The following is an 18,179-nucleotide window of genomic DNA, read 5'->3' as shown; positions in this document are numbered from 1 at the left end:
TCGAATCTAGGTGGCGTCGAAGTCCACAGGAGGACGTTCGCCGGCGGTGAGTGGCTTGTCCTTCGACAGCGTCTTCGGCTCCTGCACTCCGCTCTGCGGCTTCTTGTCGAAGTTGCCCGTGAAGATGGAGTCGTCGCCGTCGAGGAGGTGCTGGGTGATCACAGCGCGCGGCGTCATTCCGCGCAGCTTGTTCAGATCTGCGAGCGGTTTACGCAGATCCTCGAAATCGGTGCCCAGTTCTTCCTTGAGCTGATTGGAAGCGCCCGAAGCATATTCGCGCACCTGCCTCAGGGATTTCGTGACCCAGGAGACCGCACCAGGAAGCCGCTCGGGTCCCAAGATGACCAGAGCCGCTACGAGGAGGATCATGAACTCGCCCCAACCGATGTTGCCAAACACAGGGTCAGCCTACTGTGTGCTCGCTCGGTGCGCGCATGTCCGGATCAACCTCACAGGAAGATCGCAGGGTCCGATCAGTCCGACACCGGCGTGACCGAAATGTCGACCTGCCGTCCGTCGCGGATCAACTGAACGTTGACCGGCTGATCGACGGTCGTCGCGTTGACCGCAACCACCAATTCGTCGGCACTTGTCACCGGTCGGTCACCGACCTTGACGATGACGTCCCCCTCGACGATCCCCGCACGTTGAGCGGGGCTGCCGTCGCGCACGTTGGCCACCGCAGCACCACTGGTCGCGTCGTTGACCGCGGTGCGGGCATTCACGCCGATGTCGGGGTGATGAACCTTGCCGTCGCGAATGATGGTCTGCGCCACCTCGGTCACCGTGTCGATCGGAATCGCGAAGCCGAGCCCGACCGAACCGCCGGACTCACTGAGCATTGCGGTGTTGATGCCGATGACGCGGGCTTCGTCGTCGACGAGCGCACCACCGGAGTTGCCGTGGTTGATCGCCGCGTCGGTCTGGACGGCGTCGATGACGGCGTTGGTATCGGTGCCTTCACCCGACAACCGCAGAGGCCGGTTCAGTGCACTGACGATCCCGCGGGTGACAGTCTTGCTCAATCCGAGCGGTGAGCCGACGGCGACGACGTCGTCGCCCACCTGAACATCCTCGGATTTTCCGAGCTGAGCGACCGTCAGATTGTTCGCCGACACCTTGAGCACTGCGAGGTCTGTCTTGACGTCACGTCCGACGATCTGGGCGTCGGTCTTGGTTCCGTCGGAGAAGATCACCTGGATCTTCGCGTCCTGAGCGGGCGGAACAGCCGAGGAGATCACGTGGTTGTTGGTGACGATGTATCCGGCGCCTTCGATGACCACACCGGAACCCGTGCTGCCCTGGTCGCCGACGGCGACCTGAATCGACACCACGGATGGCAGTACCGCGTCGGCGACTTTCGCCACCTGAGACTCCGGCTGTTCCCCACCGCCGGATTGAACAAGCGTGACACGTGAGCTGGTGAGTGAACTGCGATCGGCAGTGATGACAGTGGCAAGCAACCCACCGACGAGAGCGATGACAAGCGCCATGCCCGCAAGAGCGGCCAGTGCCGAGGGGGCGACCTTGCGACCGAACAACAGCTCACGCACGTCGAGTTTCTGGGCGGGAGGCAACTGCACCGGCGCCTCGGACTCTGCGGGCTTGCCCAGCGAGACGGCGGATTCAGGATCACGCCACGGATCACGCGGCGTTTCTTCGTCGGGCGTGTTGTTCGCCGTCGCCTCGGGATCGCGACCGATCGACTCGGTGGCGTCTGCGGGTCGACCGAACGCTTCGGCCAGAACCGGGTCCGGAGTCCCGATCACGACATCGGAGGACGGAGTCGATCGCGCGGCCACCGGAGTGAACGAGCCCTCGACTCCACTCGGCCGACCGAACACCTGGCGCGAGGCCGGATCGATCTGGGGTCGATAGACCGGACGGGGGTCGAGAACCGGCGCATCTGCCGGTCTGTCCACCGAACCGTTTGCCGAAGAATCCGAACTCACTCCGGAGTGCCCCCTTTTTCCGTCAGTCACATGGTCCAGTATCACTGATCCGCGCCGGGAAGCTGGCGCGCGGCGTCATTTGCGCCAGCGACGGGACAACCTCTTGCTGATGGTGGAGAAGCCGGCGGGTTGATTACCGACGGAACTGTCGGCGTTTTCCGAATTCGGCCCGGTAGTCGGACTGTTGCACGAAGGAATCTGGCTGAGAAGTCCCACCAGGGACAACGGCATCGTCATCTCGCCGCTTCGACGCAGCGCACCACGTGCCTGCTGCTGAGCATCGACGGCCGCAGCGCACTCGGCGCAGATCGAGATGTGATGCGAGGCCCGCAAGTAGGCCTGCATTCGGAGTTCTCCGTCGACGTAGGCAGCGATTGCCTCGCTGGCCAGATGTTCGGTCGAACCGAACTGGCGATGTGCCCGCGCCTCCGTCATTCGTCCCTCCAGGTGATTGACCACGTCCCGCTCTGTAGCTCGAATCCGACCGTCAGAAACCGACGAGTTCGGATTCGGCTGCGCGCTGCGCTGCCAGATGATCACGAATCGCCTGTCGCCCACGATGGATACGGCTACGAACCGTTCCGAGCTTCACTCCCAGTGTGGCACCGATTTCCTCGTACGACAGACCTTCGATGTCACAGAGCACGACAGCGGCACGAAATTCAGGTGCGAGTGAGTCCAGTGCGGCTTGCAGACCTGCGTCGAGGCGCGCGTCGTGGTAGATCTGCTCGGGGTCGGGACCGGGCGAGGGAACGCGGTCGTAGTCCTCGGGCAGCGCTTCCATACGGATGCGATTGCGTCGGCGAACCATGTCGAGGAACAGGTTTGTGGTGATGCGGTGCAACCAGCCCTCGAAAGTTCCGGGCTGATAATCGGAGAGCGAGCGGAACACCCGGATGAAGGTGTCCTGCGTCAAGTCCTCGGCATCCTGGGCATCGCCTGACAACCGGTAGGCCAGGCGGTACACCCGGTCACCGTGCTGACGCACGAGTTCGTCCCAAGACGGCATGGAGGACTTCTCACCAGTTGCATCGAACACAGCAGTGCCGATCAATTCGGAATCCACAGCCGATTCCGTCGTCAAAACTTCCGACTCTCGAGGGCGAGGCTCGTCGTTGACCTGGTAAATAAGTTGATCCTCCTGCTCGGGATCGCGTAGTTCGATCACCGCGTTGTCCGAATCACGTGATGCGCGATATTCGGGAGAACCAGCCGATGCTGTGATTTGTTCCCGATCACCGAGCTGCGAAAGATCAACTTGGTAGAAATCGATACCGCCGTGCGATCTTCGATCCGGCGATGTATACACCTTTTCTCATCGCGGTGTGCACGCCATATGAGGAGCCTGAGGGATTCCTGAGAATCCTGGTGATTGCGCGCCTTGCAGCGACAATCCGAACCGCCCGATAACCTCATGAGCGTGACCCACGCCGAACAGATACTCCGCCACGTCGAGGACGTAGTTTCCGAGGACGAGATTTTGACCGCGGCGCGAGATCGAGCGCTGGATCTCGGAGCCCATCCGGTGACGCCCGCCGTCGGTGCGACGCTCGCGATGTTCGCGAGGATGCTCGACGCGAAGACGGCCGTCGAGGTGGGTACCGGAGCCGGCGTGAGCAGCCTGTGGCTTCTGCACGGAATGCGCGACGACGGCGTCCTGACCACGATCGACAGCGAACCCGAACATCAGCGGGCCGCCAAGCTGACCTTCCGCGAAAGCGGAATCGCTCCGGCACGCACTCGCCTGATCAACGGACGGGCTCTCGACGTGCTTCCCCGGCTCGCCGACGGCGGCTACGACCTGGTATTCGTCGACTGCGCCGCGATCGACCACCCGCACTACGTCCGCGAAGGTGTCCGCCTGCTGCGCTCCGGCGGTGTCATCGTTCTGCACAACGCCCTGGCCGACGGCCGCGTTGCAGACAGCTCCGCACGCGACGCGACAACGGTTGCGGTCCGAGAAGCGGCAAAGGCCGTGACCGAGGACGAGCGACTCATTCGAGTCCTCCTCCCCCTCGGTGACGGCCTCCTCTGCGCGAGCAAGCTCTAGATCCAGACGCCCTTACCGATGGCGACGACGCCACCCTGACTGACGGCAAATCGTTCGCGGTCACGTTCGAGATCGACGCCGATGATTTCGCCGTCACCGACGACGACGTTCTTGTCGAGGATCGCTCGCCGTACGACGGCACCCTTGCCGATGCGCACACCCGGCATCAGCACGCTGCCCTCGACGGTCGCACCGTCCTCGATCATCACGTTGGAACTGAGTACCGAATTGCGCACGGTCGCCGCGGACAGGATCGACCCCGCACCGACGACCGATTCCTGCGCGAGTCCGCCCTTCACGAACTTTGCGGGCGCGAGATTCTCGGTGGCGCCGCGGATGGGCCAGCGACGGTTGTAGAGATTGAAGATCGGGTGCACCGACACCAGGTCCATGTGAGCGTCGTAGAAGGCGTCGAGGGTACCGACGTCACGCCAGTAGCCGCGGTCTCGATCGGTGGCACCGGGAACGACGTTGTCCTTGAAGTCGTAGACCGACGCCTCACCCGCGGCGACCAAGGCGGGAATGATGTCTCCGCCCATGTCGTGATCGGAATCGGAATTCTCTGAATCAGCGCGGATGGCGTCCACGAGCACCTTGGTGGTGAACACATAGTTACCCATGGACGCGAACGTCGAATTGGGGTCGTCCGGTGTCCCGGGAGGATGGGCGGGCTTTTCCAGGAACTGGGTGATGCGTCCGGACTCGTCACTGTCGATGCAGCCGAAAGCAAAAGCCTCACTTCGCGGTACACGAATACCCGCGACCGTCACGCCTGCCCCGGATTCGATGTGGTGCTGAACCATCTGTTCCGGATCCATCCGGTACACGTGGTCGGCACCGAAAACCACGATGTACTCGGGGTCCTCGTCGTAAACGAGATTGAGCGACTGCAGGATTGCGTCGGCACTGCCGGTGTACCAGCGCGGCCCGAGCCGCTGCTGGGCCGGGACCGGGGTGATGTACTCACCCGCGAACCCGGACAATCGCCACGTCTGCGAAATGTGGCGGTCGAGTGAATGTGACTTGTATTGCGTCAACACACAAATACGCAGATATCCCGCGTTGACAAGGTTGCTCAACACGAAGTCGATAAGTCGATATGCACCTCCGAAGGGCACTGCGGGCTTCGCTCTGTCCGCGGTCAGCGGATACAAGCGTTTGCCCTCGCCCCCGGCGAGCACGATTCCAAGCACATGCGGCTGGCTTCTCACACCGCTAACCTATCCGCACTGGTGAACTCCCGCTAGCGAAGCAGTCCGAGAGGTCCGATCGTGTCCCCCTCCGAACGGTCGGGGATAACGTGATCGGTAGCCGGATCGACCACGGGCGGTTAGGTTTAGCGCGTGCGAGTCGCGATGATGACCAAGGAATACCCGCCGGAGATCTACGGCGGCGCAGGAGTACACGTAACCGAGCTCGTCGCTCAGATGAAACGGCTGTGCGAGGTCGACGTGCACTGCATGGGCGCCCCGCGCGAAGGCGCGATCGTCCACTCTCCCGACCCCGCTCTCGCCGGATCCAACCCGGCCCTGACGACGCTCTCCACCGAACTGCGCATGGCGGACGCCGCGGCCGGTGTCGACATCGTCCACTCCCACACCTGGTACACCGGACTGGCCGGTCATCTCGCGTCGGCTCTCTACGACGTGCCGCACATCCTCACCGCGCACTCACTCGAGCCCAGACGCCCGTGGAAGGCCGAACAGTTAGGCGGCGGCTATCGGATCTCGTCGTGGTCCGAACGCAACGCCGTCGAGCACGCAGACGCGATCATCGCCGTCAGTTCCGGTATGCGACTCGACGTCCTCGACGCGTACCCCGCTGTCGATCCGAGTCGCGTTCACGTAGTCCGCAACGGAATCGACACCGAGGTATGGCATCCCGGGGGATCTGCGCCGGGAGCACAGTCCGCACTCGCGTCGATCGGCGTCGACCCGGCGAAACCCATCGTGGCCTTTGTCGGACGCATCACGAGGCAGAAGGGCGTCGGGCACCTCGTCGCGGCAGCCCACCACTTCGACCCGGAGATTCAGCTCGTGCTGTGCGCCGGCGCTCCCGATACGCCGGAGATCGCCGCCGAGACGGAGAAGGCGGTGGCCGAACTCGCCCGGCACCGGGGCAATGTCTACTGGGTGCGCGAGATGCTCCCGACCGAGCAGATCAGGGAAATACTTTCGGCAGCAACGGTATTCGTCTGCCCTTCGGTGTACGAACCCCTCGGGATCGTCAATCTCGAAGCCATGGCGTGTGAGACCGCCGTGGTCGCTTCCGACGTCGGCGGCATCCCCGAGGTGGTCGCCGACGGCGTCACCGGTCGACTCGTGCACTACAACGCCTACGAGCCGAACGCATTCGAGGAATCGCTCGCGGCCACCGTCAATGCCGTTGTCGCCGACCGAGAAGGCGCCGACGCGATGGGTCGTGCGGGCAGGATCCGTGCGATCGACGAGTTCTCCTGGGCCGAAATCGCCAAGCAGACGCTCGAGGTCTACGCGGACGCCGTCACGAGACGCTGATCCGCGTCAGATCTTGCGATAGGTCGAGACCGTCGCCGACGCGGTGACGGTGCTCGGCTGCGGCAGCTTCGCCACGGCGGCAGCCAGATCGGCGGGCGTCAGGTGTCTCGCCGACGGTCCCATCCCCACCAAGTCGAGGACGTCCTGGTGTGAGAGTGACATCGTGAACTCGACCTCGTCGCTACTCACACGCTCGAAGTATCCGGCCATCGACGATTCGAGACGTTCCACTTTGCGGTCGTCGACCCGGACCATCGCGAGAATGTCGATCAGCTCGTGCAGATGCCTGTCGGTGGGCGTCAGGACCACCAGAGCGCCGCCTTCGGCGAGAACTCGATGGGACTGCGGACCGTTACGAGGAGCGAACACACAGAGCACGTGAGAGAGCGCTCCGTCGCGAATGGGTAGTGGTTGCCAGACGTCTGCGACGATCGAACCGATTCTTTCGTGGACCTTCGCGGCACGCCGGGCCGCGAACTTGGACACGTCCAAGGCTATCGCCCGAGAATCAGGCAGCGAATCCACGACGTGTGCGAGGTATTGTCCTGTGCCTGCGCCGATTTCGACGATCCGCGCGGGATCCGACCTCGCCGTCGTCGCGCAGGCTCGGGTGACGGCATCCATCAGCGGGCCGAAGTGGCCGGCGCCGAGCAATCGTGCACGCGCGGCAATCATCTCGGCACTGTCGCCGGTGAACTTCGTGGCACCGCCACTGATCAGGCTCACGTAACCCTGGCGAGCGATATCGAATCGATGTCCGCGGTCGCACTCGGCGGCGCCGTCCACCAATTCCAGATCAGCAGCACACTGCGGGCAGGACAGAAGATCGATCACGGCGGCAAGCATTGATCCGTCCTTTCGGCTACCGGCGGTGCGCACACACTTCAGGCCCCGTACCGAAACGGATACGGAGCCTGCGTGCAATCACGTGCTGTTGTTCGTACTGCTACAACCTGGACCCGACTAGCTGGTGACGTTCGTGAGTTCCACACCGAGCGCTGCAGCTTCATCCGGGGTCAGCTCGACGACGAGGCGTCCGCCACCCTCGAGTGGAACCCGCATGACGATTCCTCGTCCCTCTTTGGTTGCTTCGAGGGGACCGTCCCCGGTCCGGGGCTTCATGGCCGCCATCCTCTGCTCCCTCCAGATCTGCGCTGCATTGCTCTGCGCCTCGACTAACGGTGCGCCCCGCCAACAATCAGCGAGGCTCGTACCCTCCATTGTTCCCTATGGATGCGGGAACCGGGAATCTGAGTCACATTTAGGGGTGTTCAGTCGACCGTCACACCTGCGCCGGAACCCAGCAATCAGCCACGTGATCATCGACCATTCCGGTGGCCTGCATGAGCGCATAAGCCGTGGTAGGACCCACAAACTTGAACCCGCGCCGCTTGAGGTCCTTAGCCATGGCAGTCGACTCGGGAGTGACCGCGGGAACCTCTGCAATTGATGTCAGTCTTCTGGTGCGTCGAGGCGGCGAGAACGACCAGAGTAACGAATCGAGGTCCAGATCGGGCGAATTCACGAGCACTCGGGCGTTGGAAATCGTCGCCTCGATCTTCGCGCGATTGCGGACGATCGCGGCATCGGAGAGCAATCTCTCGACATCCGCAACTCCGTACGCTGCGACCTTGTCCGGATCGAACCCGTCGAAGGCTTCGCGGAACGCCTCGCGTTTGCGCAGAATCGTGATCCACGAAAGTCCCGATTGGAATGCTTCGAGGGCGAGTCGTTCGAACAGTTCGTCGCGCCCGTGCAGCGGACGCCCCCACTCCTCGTCGTGATAGTCGCGGTAGAGCGTGTCGCCGGGCGTCTCGACCACCCAGCCGCACCGAACGAGTCCGTCGGCCATCAGCCCTGGGAATCCTTCGATTCGGATACGGTCTCAGGCTCCTCCTGCGATGCTTCGGCCTTGGCCGGAGCATCCGCTTTCACCAGGACCTCAGACCGCTCGTCACGGCCCAGTTGTGCACGCAGAGAATCGATTTCCAACCCGAGGCGATGCAGGGCCCAATCCACTTCACTCGCCTTGTAGCCACGCAGCACCTGCTGAAAACGCAGCGCGTCGACATCCGCCCCGGTGACGTCCTCTGCCGGGAGTACGGTCGCCGTCGTGCCAGGAGGCAGCGGCGGCAGCTCTTCCGAGCGCCCGAACACAGCGCTGGCGGCGAGGAAGATCATCGCGCCGACCAGTGCCATGACAATCAGGTACAGGAGGATCGTCATCATGGACCGATACTCCCATACCCGAGTGTGAGCGGTCAGACCCCCGCGGTGCGCACTATCGAATTCATCGGGGGTCGATCGAGTAGCGAAACCTCGGTGGTCTCGGGCACGAAAGAATCGCCGTCGACCAGGAATTGGGTCAACCCGGCACCCGAATCCTCGATCCCGCACCGCCGGAGCATCGTTCCGATGATCTGCCGGCTCATCACACCGAGGTCGGCGAGCGGCCGGTTGCGATGCTTGCGCACACCGAGATTGACCTGACCGATCGCCGCCAGCCCCAACGTGTCGTACGTGTCGAGCAGAAGGCCGATCTCGACGCCGTAGCCGGGCGCGAACGGGACAGCGGACAGCAGCTCACGGGTGCCCGCGTATTCACCGCCAAGCGGTTGCAGTACCGACGTGAGTTCCGGCCGCAGCGCGGCCAACATGGGCCGCGCAACCAATTCCGTGACTCGCCCGCCGCCGTTGGCATCCTCCGTGCCGCTCACGCGCAGCGGACGGCGGTAGTAGCCCTTCACCAGATGGATGCCGTCAACCGTGAGCAGCGGCCCCAGCAGTTTGGGCACGAACGCCGGATCGGGATTGATGAGATCGGAGTCGACGAATGCGATCAGATCGCCGGTCGTTGCGGCGACCGAACGCCACAGCACCTCACCCTTGCCCGCGGTCGGCGGGATGGACGGGACTGCGCTCTCACGACTGATCACCGTCGCCCCCGCCGCGCGAGCACGCTCGGCGGTACGGTCGGTCGAACCGGAATCGAGAACGATCAACTCGTCGACCAAACCACCGAGCAACGGATGAATGGTGTCGACCACCGCAGCAACGGTGTCCTCTTCGTTGAGCGCGGGCAACACCACCGAGACGGTTCGGCCGCCCTTCGCCCGTTCGAGTTCTGCGACCGTCCAACTCGGATGGTCCCAACTGTTGGCTTCTGCCCATACGCGGGTCGGGCCCGCACCGGTGATGCTCATGCCAGACCTCGAACCGTACGTACCGGGGCACGGCGTCCCTGGATCGCGGCCACCATGTCGACTACTCGACGGGTGGACGCCACCTCGTGAACACGGAACACCCGGGCGCCGCCCGCCGCGGCCATTGCTGTCGCTGCCAATGTTCCCTCCAACCTCTCGGAAAGCTCCACACCAAGAGTCTCCCCGATGAAGTCCTTATTACTCAGCGCCATCAGCACTGGCCACCCGGTGTTTACAAGAACGTCCACTTTCCGCAACAACTCGAGCCCGTGGAAGGTGTTCTTACCGAAATCGTGGGTGGGATCGATGAGAATCGCGTCGCGCGGAACTCCGAGCGCCAGGGCGCGCTCTGCCGCCGACACGACCTCGGTGACCACATCTGCGACGACGTCGTCGTAGCGGACACGATGCGGGCGGGTGCGCGGAACCGCGCCACCGGTGTGCGAGCAGACGATCCCGGCGCCCGTCTCGGCGGCGACCACGACGAGTTCGGGATCCGCACCGGCCCACGTGTCGTTGATCAGGTCGGCGCCTTCGCCGCGTGCCAACCGCGCGACGCCGCTCCGCCAAGTGTCGACGCTGATGATCAACTCGGGGTACTTGGCTCTGATCGCGGCGACGAACGGAACGACTCGCCTGACCTCTTCGTCGGCGTCGACGAGGTCACCCGGCCCGGCTTTCACTCCCCCGATGTCCACCAGATCGGCGCCCTCTCCGACAGCCCGATCGACGGCAGCCATCGCTGCCGAATCCGAGAACGTCGCGCCTTGGTCGTAGAAGGAATCGGGAGTGCGGTTGACGATGGCCATCACCAGTGCACGGTCGACCGCGACCGGACGCCCACACAGGGTGGGCGCCGGACCTGGCTGCGCGGTAGAACCGGGGAGTGAAGACATGCCACTCATACTGGCATGACGGAACTCGGTCTAGCCCTTGGGTACCGAGCCCGCCGCGACCTTTCCGACGTATTCGTCGTACGAGTCCACGTAACCACCCTCGCGGCCTTCGAGAACGTGCAGAGTGTCGGCGCCGACGTCGTAACCCTCGTTGCGCAATTCCACCTTGCGCGACTTGAAAGTGCTGGTGTGTTCGAGTGAGTCGACGATGCGGATGAACAGCGGGACCGCGTAGTTGGGGAGCTTGCCGTAGAGGTGTGCCGCGACTTCACTTCCCTCCAAGCTTTGACCGTCCCGCAGCTTGACCGCCGCCATGCCCGCGCGACCGTCGGTGCCCGGAATCTCGACGCCGTAGACAACTGCTTCCTCGACGGCCGGGTGCGAACTCAGCGCGCCCTCGACCTCCGTGGTGGCAACGTTCTCGCCCTTCCAACGGAAGGTGTCGCCGAGGCGGTCGACGAAGGCGACGTGGCCCCATCCCTGCTTGCGCACCAGGTCTCCGGTGTCGAACCAGGTGTCGTCGTCCTTGAATCCGCCGCGCACCAGCTTGCTGTTGCTCGCAGCTTCGTCGGTGTAACCGTCGAAAGGCGCTCGGTCGGTGACCTTCGACAGCAGGAGCCCGACTTGACCCGTGGAAACCTTGCGGAGTCGACCGTCGGCTCCACGCAACGCTTTTCCGGTGTCCTCGTCGAACTCCACGACGGCGTGCGGCAACGGGCAGATGCCGGCCGTCTTGTCGACGTTGAGTGCGTTGACGAACGCGATGTTGCATTCGCTCGCACCGTAGAACTCGGCGACGCGGGGTATGCCGAACCGCTGGGTGAATTCGGCCCAGATCTCAGGGCGCAGACCGTTACCCACCATCAGCCGAACAGCATTGTCGCTGTCGGTCGGCTTGACCGGCTGGTTGAGCAGATAGCGGCACAGTTCGCCGATGTAGGTGAACGCGGTCGCCTTGTTGAGTGCGATGTCGTCCCAGAACCGCGAGGCCGAGAACTGACGTCCGATCGCGATTGTCGCACCGGACGCGAGCACCGAGGACAGCGAGACCGTCAACGCGTTGTTGTGGTAGAGCGGCAGGCAGCAGTACAGGGTGTCCGAGCCGCGCAAGCGCACGCCCATCAACCCGAGCCCCGACATCGACTTCAACCAACGGAAGTGAGTCATCAAGCTGGCCTTGGGCATTCCGGTGGTGCCCGAGGTGAAGATGTAGAACGCCTTCTCCTTTGCCAGCACCTCGGCGGTGACCGCGGGGTTGGACGGATCAGCCGTCTTCGCCAGATCCGCGAGTTCGCTGACGAGAAGTTGGTTCGGTCCGCTAAATCCGGCGGGCAACGATTCGAGGGCTTCTTCGCACTCGTCGGCGACCACCAGGACCCGCGCGTCGAGGAGCGTAAGGCTGTGTGCCAGAACGTCGTCGCGCTGGTTGTAGTTCAGCATGCCCGCTGCCGCGCCGAGTTTTACCGCGGCCAAGGCGATCAACAGCGCTTCGGGAGTGTTCTTTGCCAGCACTCCGACGACGTCTCCGCGGTCGACTCCTCGACCACGGAGAACGTCCGCGTAGCGGTTCACCAGTTCGTTGGCTTCCGCGTAACTGGTCGCGTGGCCCTCGAACCGGATGAACGGGCGCGACGGGTGCGCGTGCGCGGCCTTCTGGAAGATCAACCCGATCGATTCCTTGGCCGAAGGCTTACGGGTGAGCCCGGCGGCCCCCCGCGCCAGGATCGGCACCTCGGTGATCATCGACGGCAGTTTTGCCGCCAGATCGAGCAGGCCGACGGTCGAACGGGCTTCCGAACTCATGGCTCCCCTAACACGTATCCGGCGCCCATTCGGCCGCCCAGTCTGCGGCCACCTTACTGCACGGTAATAAAGCCCGCCATGCCCCAGGTCAGGGTTTCACGCAAGCGTCTGATCAGGATTTGACGCACGCGTCGAGCGCGGCCTCGACGTCCGTCCTCACCAGCAGAGTGTCCAGCGCCTGACGCCCGACGAAGCCCGTCCCGTCGAGCTTGTTCAACCACTCGAGCAGGCCAGTGAAGTGGCCGACGGGATCGAGCATCACGACAGGTTTCTCGTGCATTCCCAGGTAGCCGGCGGTCCACGTCTCGAACAACTCTTCCAGCGTCCCGATTCCGCCGGGCAGCGTGATGAACGCGTCGGCGTGGTCTTCCATCAGCTTCTTGCGTTCGCGCATGGTGTCCGTGACGATCAGTTCGTCGGCATCGACGTCGGCAACTTCCTTGTGCACCAAGGCTTTCGGGATGACGCCGACGGTCCAGGCACCCGCCGCGCGAGCGGACTCGGCGACAGCGCCCATCATCGACACGTTGCCGCCACCCGAGACCAACTGCCATCCGCGTCGACCGATCGCGGTTCCCACCTCGGCAGCCAATGCCAGGAACGATTCGTCCACCGGACCCGACGCGCAGTAGACGCAGATCGAGTACTTCTTGTCGGAATCGGTCACCATTCTTCTTCTTTCCCCAGATCTGCGGCCTCGTCGACGCCCTTGTCGGCGTTGAGGACGATTCGTACTGCTTCTTCCACACTGTCGGTGACGTGCAGCAAGTTCACGTCACCTTCGGAAATCTTGCCGTCACGCTCGAGGGTGCCGCGGATCCAATCGACGAGTCCGGACCAGTACTCGGTACCGAACAGGACGATCGGGAAGCGCGTGACCTTGTGGGTCTGCACCAGGGTGAGTGCCTCGAACAGCTCGTCGAGTGTTCCGAAGCCACCCGGCAGGCAGATGAATGCCTGGGAGTACTTCACGAACATCGTCTTGCGTGCGAAGAAGTACCGGAAGTTGATTCCGAGATCCACCCACTCGTTGAGTCCCTGCTCGAACGGCAACTCGATGCCGAGGCCGATCGAGTACCCGCCGGCCTCACTGCAACCGCGGTTGGCAGCTTCCATCACTCCTGGCCCACCACCGGTGATGACGGCGTACCCGGCCTCGGCCAACGCCGTTCCCAGCTCGCGCCCGGATTGGTACTCGGGATGATCGACCGTGGTGCGGGCCGAACCGAACACCGTCACCGCACGCGGGACCTCGGCGAGTGCGCCGAAACCTTCGATGAATTCGCTCTGGATACGCAGCACACGCCACGGATCGGTGTGTACCCAATCCGTGGGTCCGCGCTTGTCGAGCAAGCGCTGATCCGTCGTGGTCTTCTCGTCCTTGCGCTTGCGTCGAAGCTGAACCGGCCCGCGGTGCTTGATCGACGAGCTCTGCTTCTTCGAAGCCGAATTCTTCTCTGGTGCCATGCGGCAAGGCTAACGGTCAGGCCGACAGATACTTCCTCAGCACGGCCGCGACGTCGGTGATCTGCTGCACCGGAACGTGCTCGTCGCGCTTGTGCGCGAGGTTCGGATCACCCGGTCCGTAGTTCACGGCAGGAATGCCGAGCGCCGAGAACCTGGACACGTCGGTCCACCCGTACTTCGCACGGAACTGACCACCGGCCGCCTCGATCAGGGCGGCAGCGGACGGGTTCGCCAAGCCGGGCAGCGCGCCGGGCGAGGAGTCGGTGACCTCGAATCCGAGGCCCAGACCGTCGAACACTTCGCGCACGTGCGCCTCGGCTTGTACCTCGCTGCGATCGGGCGCGAATCGGAAATTGACGTCCATCTCGGCTTCGTCCGGGACGACGTTTCCGGCGACGCCACCGGAGATCCGCACCGCCGACAAGCCCTCGCGGTAGCCGCAACCGTCGATGTCGACCGAGCGCGGCTGGTAACTCGACAACCGCTCCAACGCTCCGCCGAACTTGTGAATGGCATTGTCCCCCAGCCAGGACCTGGCCGAATGGGCGCGAGTTCCCGAAGCCGTCAACCGCACCCGCATCGTGCCCTGACACCCGGCCTCGATGAAACCGGCCGTCGGCTCACCGAGAATTGCGACGTCCGCCGCGAGCCATTGCGGGATCTCGCGTTCGATCCGTCCCAGGCCGTTGTACGTTGCGGCGATCTCTTCGCAGTCGTAGAAGACGAGGGTCAGATCGTGGGCCAGGTTCTCGATGGTGGCCGCAAGGTGTAGGAAGACCGCGTCGCCCGACTTCATGTCCACGGTCCCGCAGCCGTGCAGGATGTCGCCGTCACGCCGCGAAGGAACGTTGTCCGCGATCGGCACCGTATCCAGATGTCCGGCGAGCATGACCCGACTGGGCAAACCACGCGACGTACGCGCCAACACGGCATTGCCGTTGCGGATGATCTCGAAGCCCGAAGTCTGCTCACGCAGCGCATCCTCGACAGCCTGCGCAATGACGGATTCGTCGTGCGAGACGCTGGGGATGTCGACCAGGGCGGCCGTCAAGTCGATGGGGTCCGAAGCAAGATCGAGGATGCTCACACGCACCAGCCTAGGCCGGTGCACCCACCACCCAGTAATCTCTAGTCCCGTGAGCGCACAGGGAGCAACAGCAGTAGGTATCGCCAACGTGACCGCGGACGGAACCGTCCTCGACACCTGGTTCCCGGCACCGGAGCTGGGAACATTCGACAAGACCGGTACCGAGAACGTCGAGGGAACAGATATTCCTTCCGATCTTGCACTGCTGGCAGGCACTGATGACGCTCGCGAGGTATCGCAGGTCGTCGTGCGCACCACCATCGCCGATCTCTCCAAGGCGCCGGTCGACGCACATGACGTCTACCTGCGCCTCCATCTCCTCTCGCACCGTCTCGTCGCACCCCACGGTGTCAACCTCGACGGCCAGTTCGGCCTGCTCAGCAACGTCGTGTGGACCAACTTCGGCCCGTGCGCCGTCGAAGGTTTCGAGCAGGTTCGCTCGCGTCTGCGCATCCGCGGCGTCGTGACCGTGTTCAGCGTCGACAAGTTCCCCCGCATGGTCGACTACGTCGTGCCGTCCGGAGTTCGCATCGGTGACGCGGACCGTGTCCGACTCGGTGCACACCTCGCCAGCGGAACGACCGTCATGCACGAGGGCTTCGTCAACTTCAACGCCGGAACCCTCGGCAACTCGATGGTCGAAGGCCGCATCTCCGCGGGCGTCGTCGTCGACGACGGATCCGATGTGGGCGGCGGCGCCTCGATCATGGGCACCCTCTCCGGTGGAGGCAAGGAAACGATCTCCCTCGGCAAGCGCTGCCTCCTCGGCGCAAACGCCGGCCTCGGCATTTCGCTCGGCGACGACTGCGTCCTCGAAGCGGGCCTCTACGTCACCGCCGGCACCAAGGTCACCGGCCCGGACGGAACCGTCGTCAAGGCCAAGGAACTGAGCGGCAAGTCGAACCTTCTCTTCCGTCGTAACTCGGTCTCGGGTGCCGTCGAGGTCGTGCCGTGGAAGGGCACCGGCGTCGAACTGAACGCTGCTTTGCACGCCAACGACTGATGAGTAGCACCGACGTCTCCGACGGAACAACCACTGCTCTCGGCCACGGCCTCAAGGTCCGCCATCTGACGATGATGGGCTTGGGCTCGGCCATCGGCGCCGGCCTGTTCCTCGGAACCGGCGTCGGTATCGCCAAGGCCGGGCCGGCCGTCCTGATCTCCTACATCCTTGCGGGCGCCGTCGTGGTGTTCGTGATGCGCATGCTCGGCGAGATGGGCGCCGCGATCCCGGCCAGCGGTTCCTTCTCTCACTACGCGCGCCTGGGGATCGGCGAGTGGGCCGGCTTCGTGATGGGCTGGCTCTACTGGTTCATGCTGATCATGGTGCTGGGCGCCGAGATCACCGGGGCTTCGGCGATCGTGAACGACTGGGTGCCGTCGATCCCGCAATGGGTTGTCGCCCTGGTTTTCGTGGTGTTCTTCGCCGTGGTGAACCTGGCAAAAGTCAGCAACTTCGGTGAGTTCGAGTTCTGGTTCGCCGCAATCAAAGTCACCGTCATCATCGGCTTCCTGATCATCGGTGTCCTGCTGGTGTTCGGCATCCTCCCCGATACCGACCCGGTCGGTACGAGCAATCTGTTCGGCCAGGGCGGCTTCATGCCCAACGGGCTGTCCGGCATTGCCGCAGGACTTCTCGTCGTGGCATTCGCCTTCGGTGGGATCGAGATCGTCACCATCGCCGCAGCCGAATCCGAGAATCCGGAACGCTCCATCGCCGTCGCTGTCCGGAGCGTCGTGTGGCGCATCAGCGTCTTCTACATCGGCGCCATCTCGATCATGGTTCTGGTGCTGCCCTGGAACGACCCCGAACTCGAGAGCGGCCCGTTTGTGGCCGTCCTGAACAAGGCGAACATTCCAGGCGTTGCCGGGTTCATGGAACTCGTCGTAGTGGTGGCGTTGCTTTCCGCCTTCAACGCCAACATCTACGGCACCTCTCGCATGGCGTTCTCACTTTCGCGCCGCGGCGACGGACCCGCCTTCATGGCGAAACTGTCGAGCACCGGAGTTCCGACCAATGCCGTTCTGCTGTCGGTGTTCTTCGGTTTCGTCAGCGTCCTGCTCAACTGGCTGCTCCCCGACGACCTGCTCGGCATCCTGCTCAACGCAGTCGGCGCTGCGCTGCTGGTCATCTGGATCTTCATCGTCGTCTCGCATCTGCGACTGCGAAAACAACTCGAAGCGTCGGGCAAGCTGACGGTTCGGATGTGGCTGTTCCCGTATCTGAGCTACGCGACACTCGCGATGCTCGGTGTGTTCGTCGTCCTCATGCTCTTCGACGCCGATGCCCGTGCACAGTTGATCTCGACCACCGTGTTGTTCCTCGTGATCGCGGCATTGGGTTTCCTGAACGCCCGTTGGCGTAAGCAGAATCAGCCCGTCTGATCCGTGTGCCTATGCATCCCGCCTGTTCACGACGACGATGCTGAGACCGAATACGACGAGCACGAAGAGGGCGAAGTAGATCAGGCTGCCCCAGGGTCCCCAGTGGAAATCGACGCTACCGCCGGAACCGAGAAAATTGTTGGCGTTCATGAACGGCAGGAACGGCATGATCTTCTCGCCGATACTTCCGAACAGGTTGAAAAGATTCTCGATCAGCAAGGGCCACAACAGCAGAAGCGCGATCGCACCTGCAGACTGCCGGAGCAACGCGCCGACTCCGACGGCTAGAACTACGCAGAAGAACGCGTAGATCGGTGTTCCGTAGACGACCCGCCAGTTCTCGTCGCCGGACAGAGTCAGGAATCTTCCGGCGTCACCTGCCGTGGCCTTCGTGAGGGCGAAGGCGCCGAACGACAACACGAGAGTCAGCACCGCTCCGAACCCACCGATGAGGCCCGCTTTGGCGATGAGCACCGAGGCGCGGTTCGGAACGGCCTGGAATGTGGTTCGGATGGTCCCGAAACGATATTCGCTGGTGATCGCGAGGGCCGCCATGATCATCAGAACCAACACACCGAAGCCGGTCACTCCACTGAGTGCCCCCGAAACTGTCGGCATCATTGCACCGTTGGGGCCGCTGAGCGACGACTTGGCGCTCAGTCCGAAAACGGTAGCGAGTCCCAACCCGAGCACGATGATGATGATCGTGCACCACAGCGGCGACTTGGTCGTGGTGATCTTGATACGTTCCGCACTGAGAACAGCCATTACAGTGCACCTCCCATAGCCTGCTGCGTGTTTGCCTGCTGTGTATTTGCCA

20 protein-coding genes are annotated in these 18,179 nt (G+C 63.5%); 4 read left to right on the top strand and 16 right to left on the bottom strand.

The window, feature by feature from the left end; translation table 11 throughout:
* Positions 1 to 6 precede the first annotated feature (6 nt).
* The 4 genes from tatB to sigE form a co-directional block, all read right to left on the bottom strand.
* Complete coding sequence (gene tatB / locus ACN50D_RS31000; protein WP_003945177.1) at positions 7 to 399, bottom strand: Sec-independent protein translocase protein TatB; 393 nt, start codon at positions 397 to 399, stop codon at positions 7 to 9.
* Positions 400 to 473: 74 nt separating this feature from the next.
* Positions 474 to 1,952 (bottom strand): trypsin-like peptidase domain-containing protein, encoded by a 1,479-nt coding sequence (locus ACN50D_RS30995; protein ID WP_212634107.1) that lies wholly within the window; start codon positions 1,950 to 1,952, stop codon positions 474 to 476.
* Between the two features lie 75 nt (positions 1,953 to 2,027).
* Complete coding sequence (locus ACN50D_RS30990) at positions 2,028 to 2,387, bottom strand: hypothetical protein (protein ID WP_003945180.1); 360 nt, start codon at positions 2,385 to 2,387, stop codon at positions 2,028 to 2,030.
* A gap of 52 nt (positions 2,388 to 2,439) precedes the next feature.
* Complete coding sequence (gene sigE, locus ACN50D_RS30985) at positions 2,440 to 3,036, bottom strand: RNA polymerase sigma factor SigE (RefSeq protein WP_029255812.1); 597 nt, start codon at positions 3,034 to 3,036, stop codon at positions 2,440 to 2,442.
* 330 nt (positions 3,037 to 3,366) lie between these two features.
* Here sigE and ACN50D_RS30980 point away from each other — a divergent pair, with 330 nt between their 5' ends.
* Positions 3,367 to 4,002 (top strand): O-methyltransferase, encoded by a 636-nt coding sequence (locus ACN50D_RS30980; protein WP_007736091.1) that lies wholly within the window; start codon positions 3,367 to 3,369, stop codon positions 4,000 to 4,002.
* Here ACN50D_RS30980 and glgC read toward each other — a convergent pair.
* Positions 3,999 to 5,213: a glucose-1-phosphate adenylyltransferase gene (glgC, locus tag ACN50D_RS30975; protein ID WP_003945185.1), complete on the bottom strand. Its 1,215-nt coding sequence runs from the start codon at positions 5,211 to 5,213 to the stop codon at positions 3,999 to 4,001. The two genes, ACN50D_RS30980 and glgC, sit on opposite strands and share 4 nt — an antisense overlap.
* A gap of 132 nt (positions 5,214 to 5,345) precedes the next feature.
* On the opposite strand from glgC, the gene glgA reads away from it, so the two are divergent.
* Positions 5,346 to 6,518 (top strand): glycogen synthase, encoded by a 1,173-nt coding sequence (gene glgA, locus ACN50D_RS30970; protein WP_003945186.1) that lies wholly within the window; start codon positions 5,346 to 5,348, stop codon positions 6,516 to 6,518.
* Between the two features lie 6 nt (positions 6,519 to 6,524).
* Here the strand turns inward: glgA and ACN50D_RS30965 are convergent, their stop codons facing one another.
* The 10 genes from ACN50D_RS30965 to dapE form a co-directional block, all read right to left on the bottom strand.
* Complete coding sequence (locus ACN50D_RS30965) at positions 6,525 to 7,364, bottom strand: putative RNA methyltransferase (RefSeq protein ID WP_212634106.1); 840 nt, start codon at positions 7,362 to 7,364, stop codon at positions 6,525 to 6,527.
* A 117-nt stretch (positions 7,365 to 7,481) separates the two neighbouring features.
* The gene (locus tag ACN50D_RS30960) at positions 7,482 to 7,649 is read right to left on the bottom strand and encodes a DUF3117 domain-containing protein (protein ID WP_003945169.1); all 168 of its coding nucleotides are present in this window, start codon (positions 7,647 to 7,649) and stop codon (positions 7,482 to 7,484) included.
* Positions 7,650 to 7,800: 151 nt separating this feature from the next.
* Entirely contained in the window at positions 7,801 to 8,370 is a 570-nt protein-coding gene (locus tag ACN50D_RS30955) for a DNA-3-methyladenine glycosylase I (protein ID WP_212634105.1), read from the bottom strand.
* A complete protein-coding gene (locus ACN50D_RS30950; protein WP_003945181.1) occupies positions 8,370 to 8,747 on the bottom strand; it encodes a DivIVA domain-containing protein in 378 nt (125 codons plus the stop codon). Before ACN50D_RS30950 ends, ACN50D_RS30955 begins: the two co-directional genes overlap by 1 nt.
* Before the next feature lie 32 nt (positions 8,748 to 8,779).
* Positions 8,780 to 9,721, bottom strand: coding sequence for a glucosyl-3-phosphoglycerate synthase (locus ACN50D_RS30945; protein WP_019749363.1), 942 nt, complete (start codon positions 9,719 to 9,721; stop codon positions 8,780 to 8,782).
* The gene (folP, locus tag ACN50D_RS30940; RefSeq protein ID WP_212634104.1) at positions 9,718 to 10,617 is read right to left on the bottom strand and encodes a dihydropteroate synthase; all 900 of its coding nucleotides are present in this window, start codon (positions 10,615 to 10,617) and stop codon (positions 9,718 to 9,720) included. Before folP ends, ACN50D_RS30945 begins: the two co-directional genes overlap by 4 nt.
* A gap of 30 nt (positions 10,618 to 10,647) precedes the next feature.
* A complete protein-coding gene (locus tag ACN50D_RS30935; RefSeq protein ID WP_003945170.1) occupies positions 10,648 to 12,420 on the bottom strand; it encodes a long-chain-acyl-CoA synthetase in 1,773 nt (590 codons plus the stop codon).
* A 112-nt stretch (positions 12,421 to 12,532) separates the two neighbouring features.
* Positions 12,533 to 13,090 carry a TIGR00730 family Rossman fold protein gene (locus ACN50D_RS30930; RefSeq protein ID WP_003945191.1) on the bottom strand — a complete coding sequence of 186 codons (558 nt, stop codon included), beginning with the start codon at positions 13,088 to 13,090 and terminating at the stop codon, positions 12,533 to 12,535.
* Complete coding sequence (locus ACN50D_RS30925) at positions 13,084 to 13,887, bottom strand: TIGR00730 family Rossman fold protein (protein WP_003945176.1); 804 nt, start codon at positions 13,885 to 13,887, stop codon at positions 13,084 to 13,086. The genes ACN50D_RS30930 and ACN50D_RS30925 overlap by 7 nt, the downstream gene beginning before the upstream one ends.
* Positions 13,888 to 13,903: 16 nt before the next feature.
* Positions 13,904 to 14,974: a succinyl-diaminopimelate desuccinylase gene (gene dapE, locus ACN50D_RS30920; RefSeq protein WP_030536946.1), complete on the bottom strand. Its 1,071-nt coding sequence runs from the start codon at positions 14,972 to 14,974 to the stop codon at positions 13,904 to 13,906.
* A 49-nt stretch (positions 14,975 to 15,023) separates the two neighbouring features.
* On the opposite strand from dapE, the gene dapD reads away from it, so the two are divergent.
* Together dapD and ACN50D_RS30910 are read left to right on the top strand one after the other, a co-directional pair.
* The gene (gene dapD, locus ACN50D_RS30915) at positions 15,024 to 15,977 is read left to right on the top strand and encodes a 2,3,4,5-tetrahydropyridine-2,6-dicarboxylate N-succinyltransferase (RefSeq protein ID WP_019749368.1); all 954 of its coding nucleotides are present in this window, start codon (positions 15,024 to 15,026) and stop codon (positions 15,975 to 15,977) included.
* Entirely contained in the window at positions 15,977 to 17,359 is a 1,383-nt protein-coding gene (locus tag ACN50D_RS30910) for an amino acid permease (protein ID WP_003945184.1), read from the top strand. The genes dapD and ACN50D_RS30910 overlap by 1 nt, the downstream gene beginning before the upstream one ends.
* Before the next feature lie 9 nt (positions 17,360 to 17,368).
* On the opposite strand, the gene ACN50D_RS30905 is transcribed toward ACN50D_RS30910, so the two are convergent.
* A complete protein-coding gene (locus ACN50D_RS30905; RefSeq protein WP_050656815.1) occupies positions 17,369 to 18,127 on the bottom strand; it encodes an ABC transporter permease in 759 nt (252 codons plus the stop codon).
* Positions 18,128 to 18,179 lie beyond the last annotated feature (52 nt).

The organism is Rhodococcus sp. SB1D (assembly GCF_048573875.1).
Classification (GTDB): Bacteria; Actinomycetota; Actinomycetes; order Mycobacteriales; family Mycobacteriaceae; genus Rhodococcus_F; species Rhodococcus_F qingshengii.
This window is presented reverse-complemented; position numbering and strand designations above follow the sequence as displayed.

Excerpts from the sequence above, each read along its gene's own strand:
- ACN50D_RS30990 (WP_003945180.1), bottom strand. The coding sequence starts at position 2,387 with ATGACGGAGGCGCGGGCACATCGCCAGTTCGGTTCGACCGAACATCTG.
- ACN50D_RS30980 (WP_007736091.1), top strand. The coding sequence starts at position 3,367 with ATGAGCGTGACCCACGCCGAACAGATACTCCGCCACGTCGAGGACGTA.
- ACN50D_RS30965 (WP_212634106.1), bottom strand. The coding sequence starts at position 7,364 with ATGCTTGCCGCCGTGATCGATCTTCTGTCCTGCCCGCAGTGTGCTGCT.
- ACN50D_RS30960 (WP_003945169.1), bottom strand. The coding sequence starts at position 7,649 with ATGGCGGCCATGAAGCCCCGGACCGGGGACGGTCCCCTCGAAGCAACC.
- ACN50D_RS30955 (WP_212634105.1), bottom strand. The coding sequence starts at position 8,370 with ATGGCCGACGGACTCGTTCGGTGCGGCTGGGTGGTCGAGACGCCCGGC.
- ACN50D_RS30950 (WP_003945181.1), bottom strand. The coding sequence starts at position 8,747 with ATGATGACGATCCTCCTGTACCTGATTGTCATGGCACTGGTCGGCGCG.
- ACN50D_RS30945 (WP_019749363.1), bottom strand. The coding sequence starts at position 9,721 with ATGAGCATCACCGGTGCGGGCCCGACCCGCGTATGGGCAGAAGCCAAC.
- folP (WP_212634104.1), bottom strand. The coding sequence starts at position 10,617 with ATGTCTTCACTCCCCGGTTCTACCGCGCAGCCAGGTCCGGCGCCCACC.
- ACN50D_RS30935 (WP_003945170.1), bottom strand. The coding sequence starts at position 12,420 with ATGAGTTCGGAAGCCCGTTCGACCGTCGGCCTGCTCGATCTGGCGGCA.
- ACN50D_RS30930 (WP_003945191.1), bottom strand. The coding sequence starts at position 13,090 with ATGGTGACCGATTCCGACAAGAAGTACTCGATCTGCGTCTACTGCGCG.
- ACN50D_RS30925 (WP_003945176.1), bottom strand. The coding sequence starts at position 13,887 with ATGGCACCAGAGAAGAATTCGGCTTCGAAGAAGCAGAGCTCGTCGATC.
- ACN50D_RS30910 (WP_003945184.1), top strand. The coding sequence starts at position 15,977 with ATGAGTAGCACCGACGTCTCCGACGGAACAACCACTGCTCTCGGCCAC.
- ACN50D_RS30905 (WP_050656815.1), bottom strand. The coding sequence starts at position 18,127 with ATGGCTGTTCTCAGTGCGGAACGTATCAAGATCACCACGACCAAGTCG.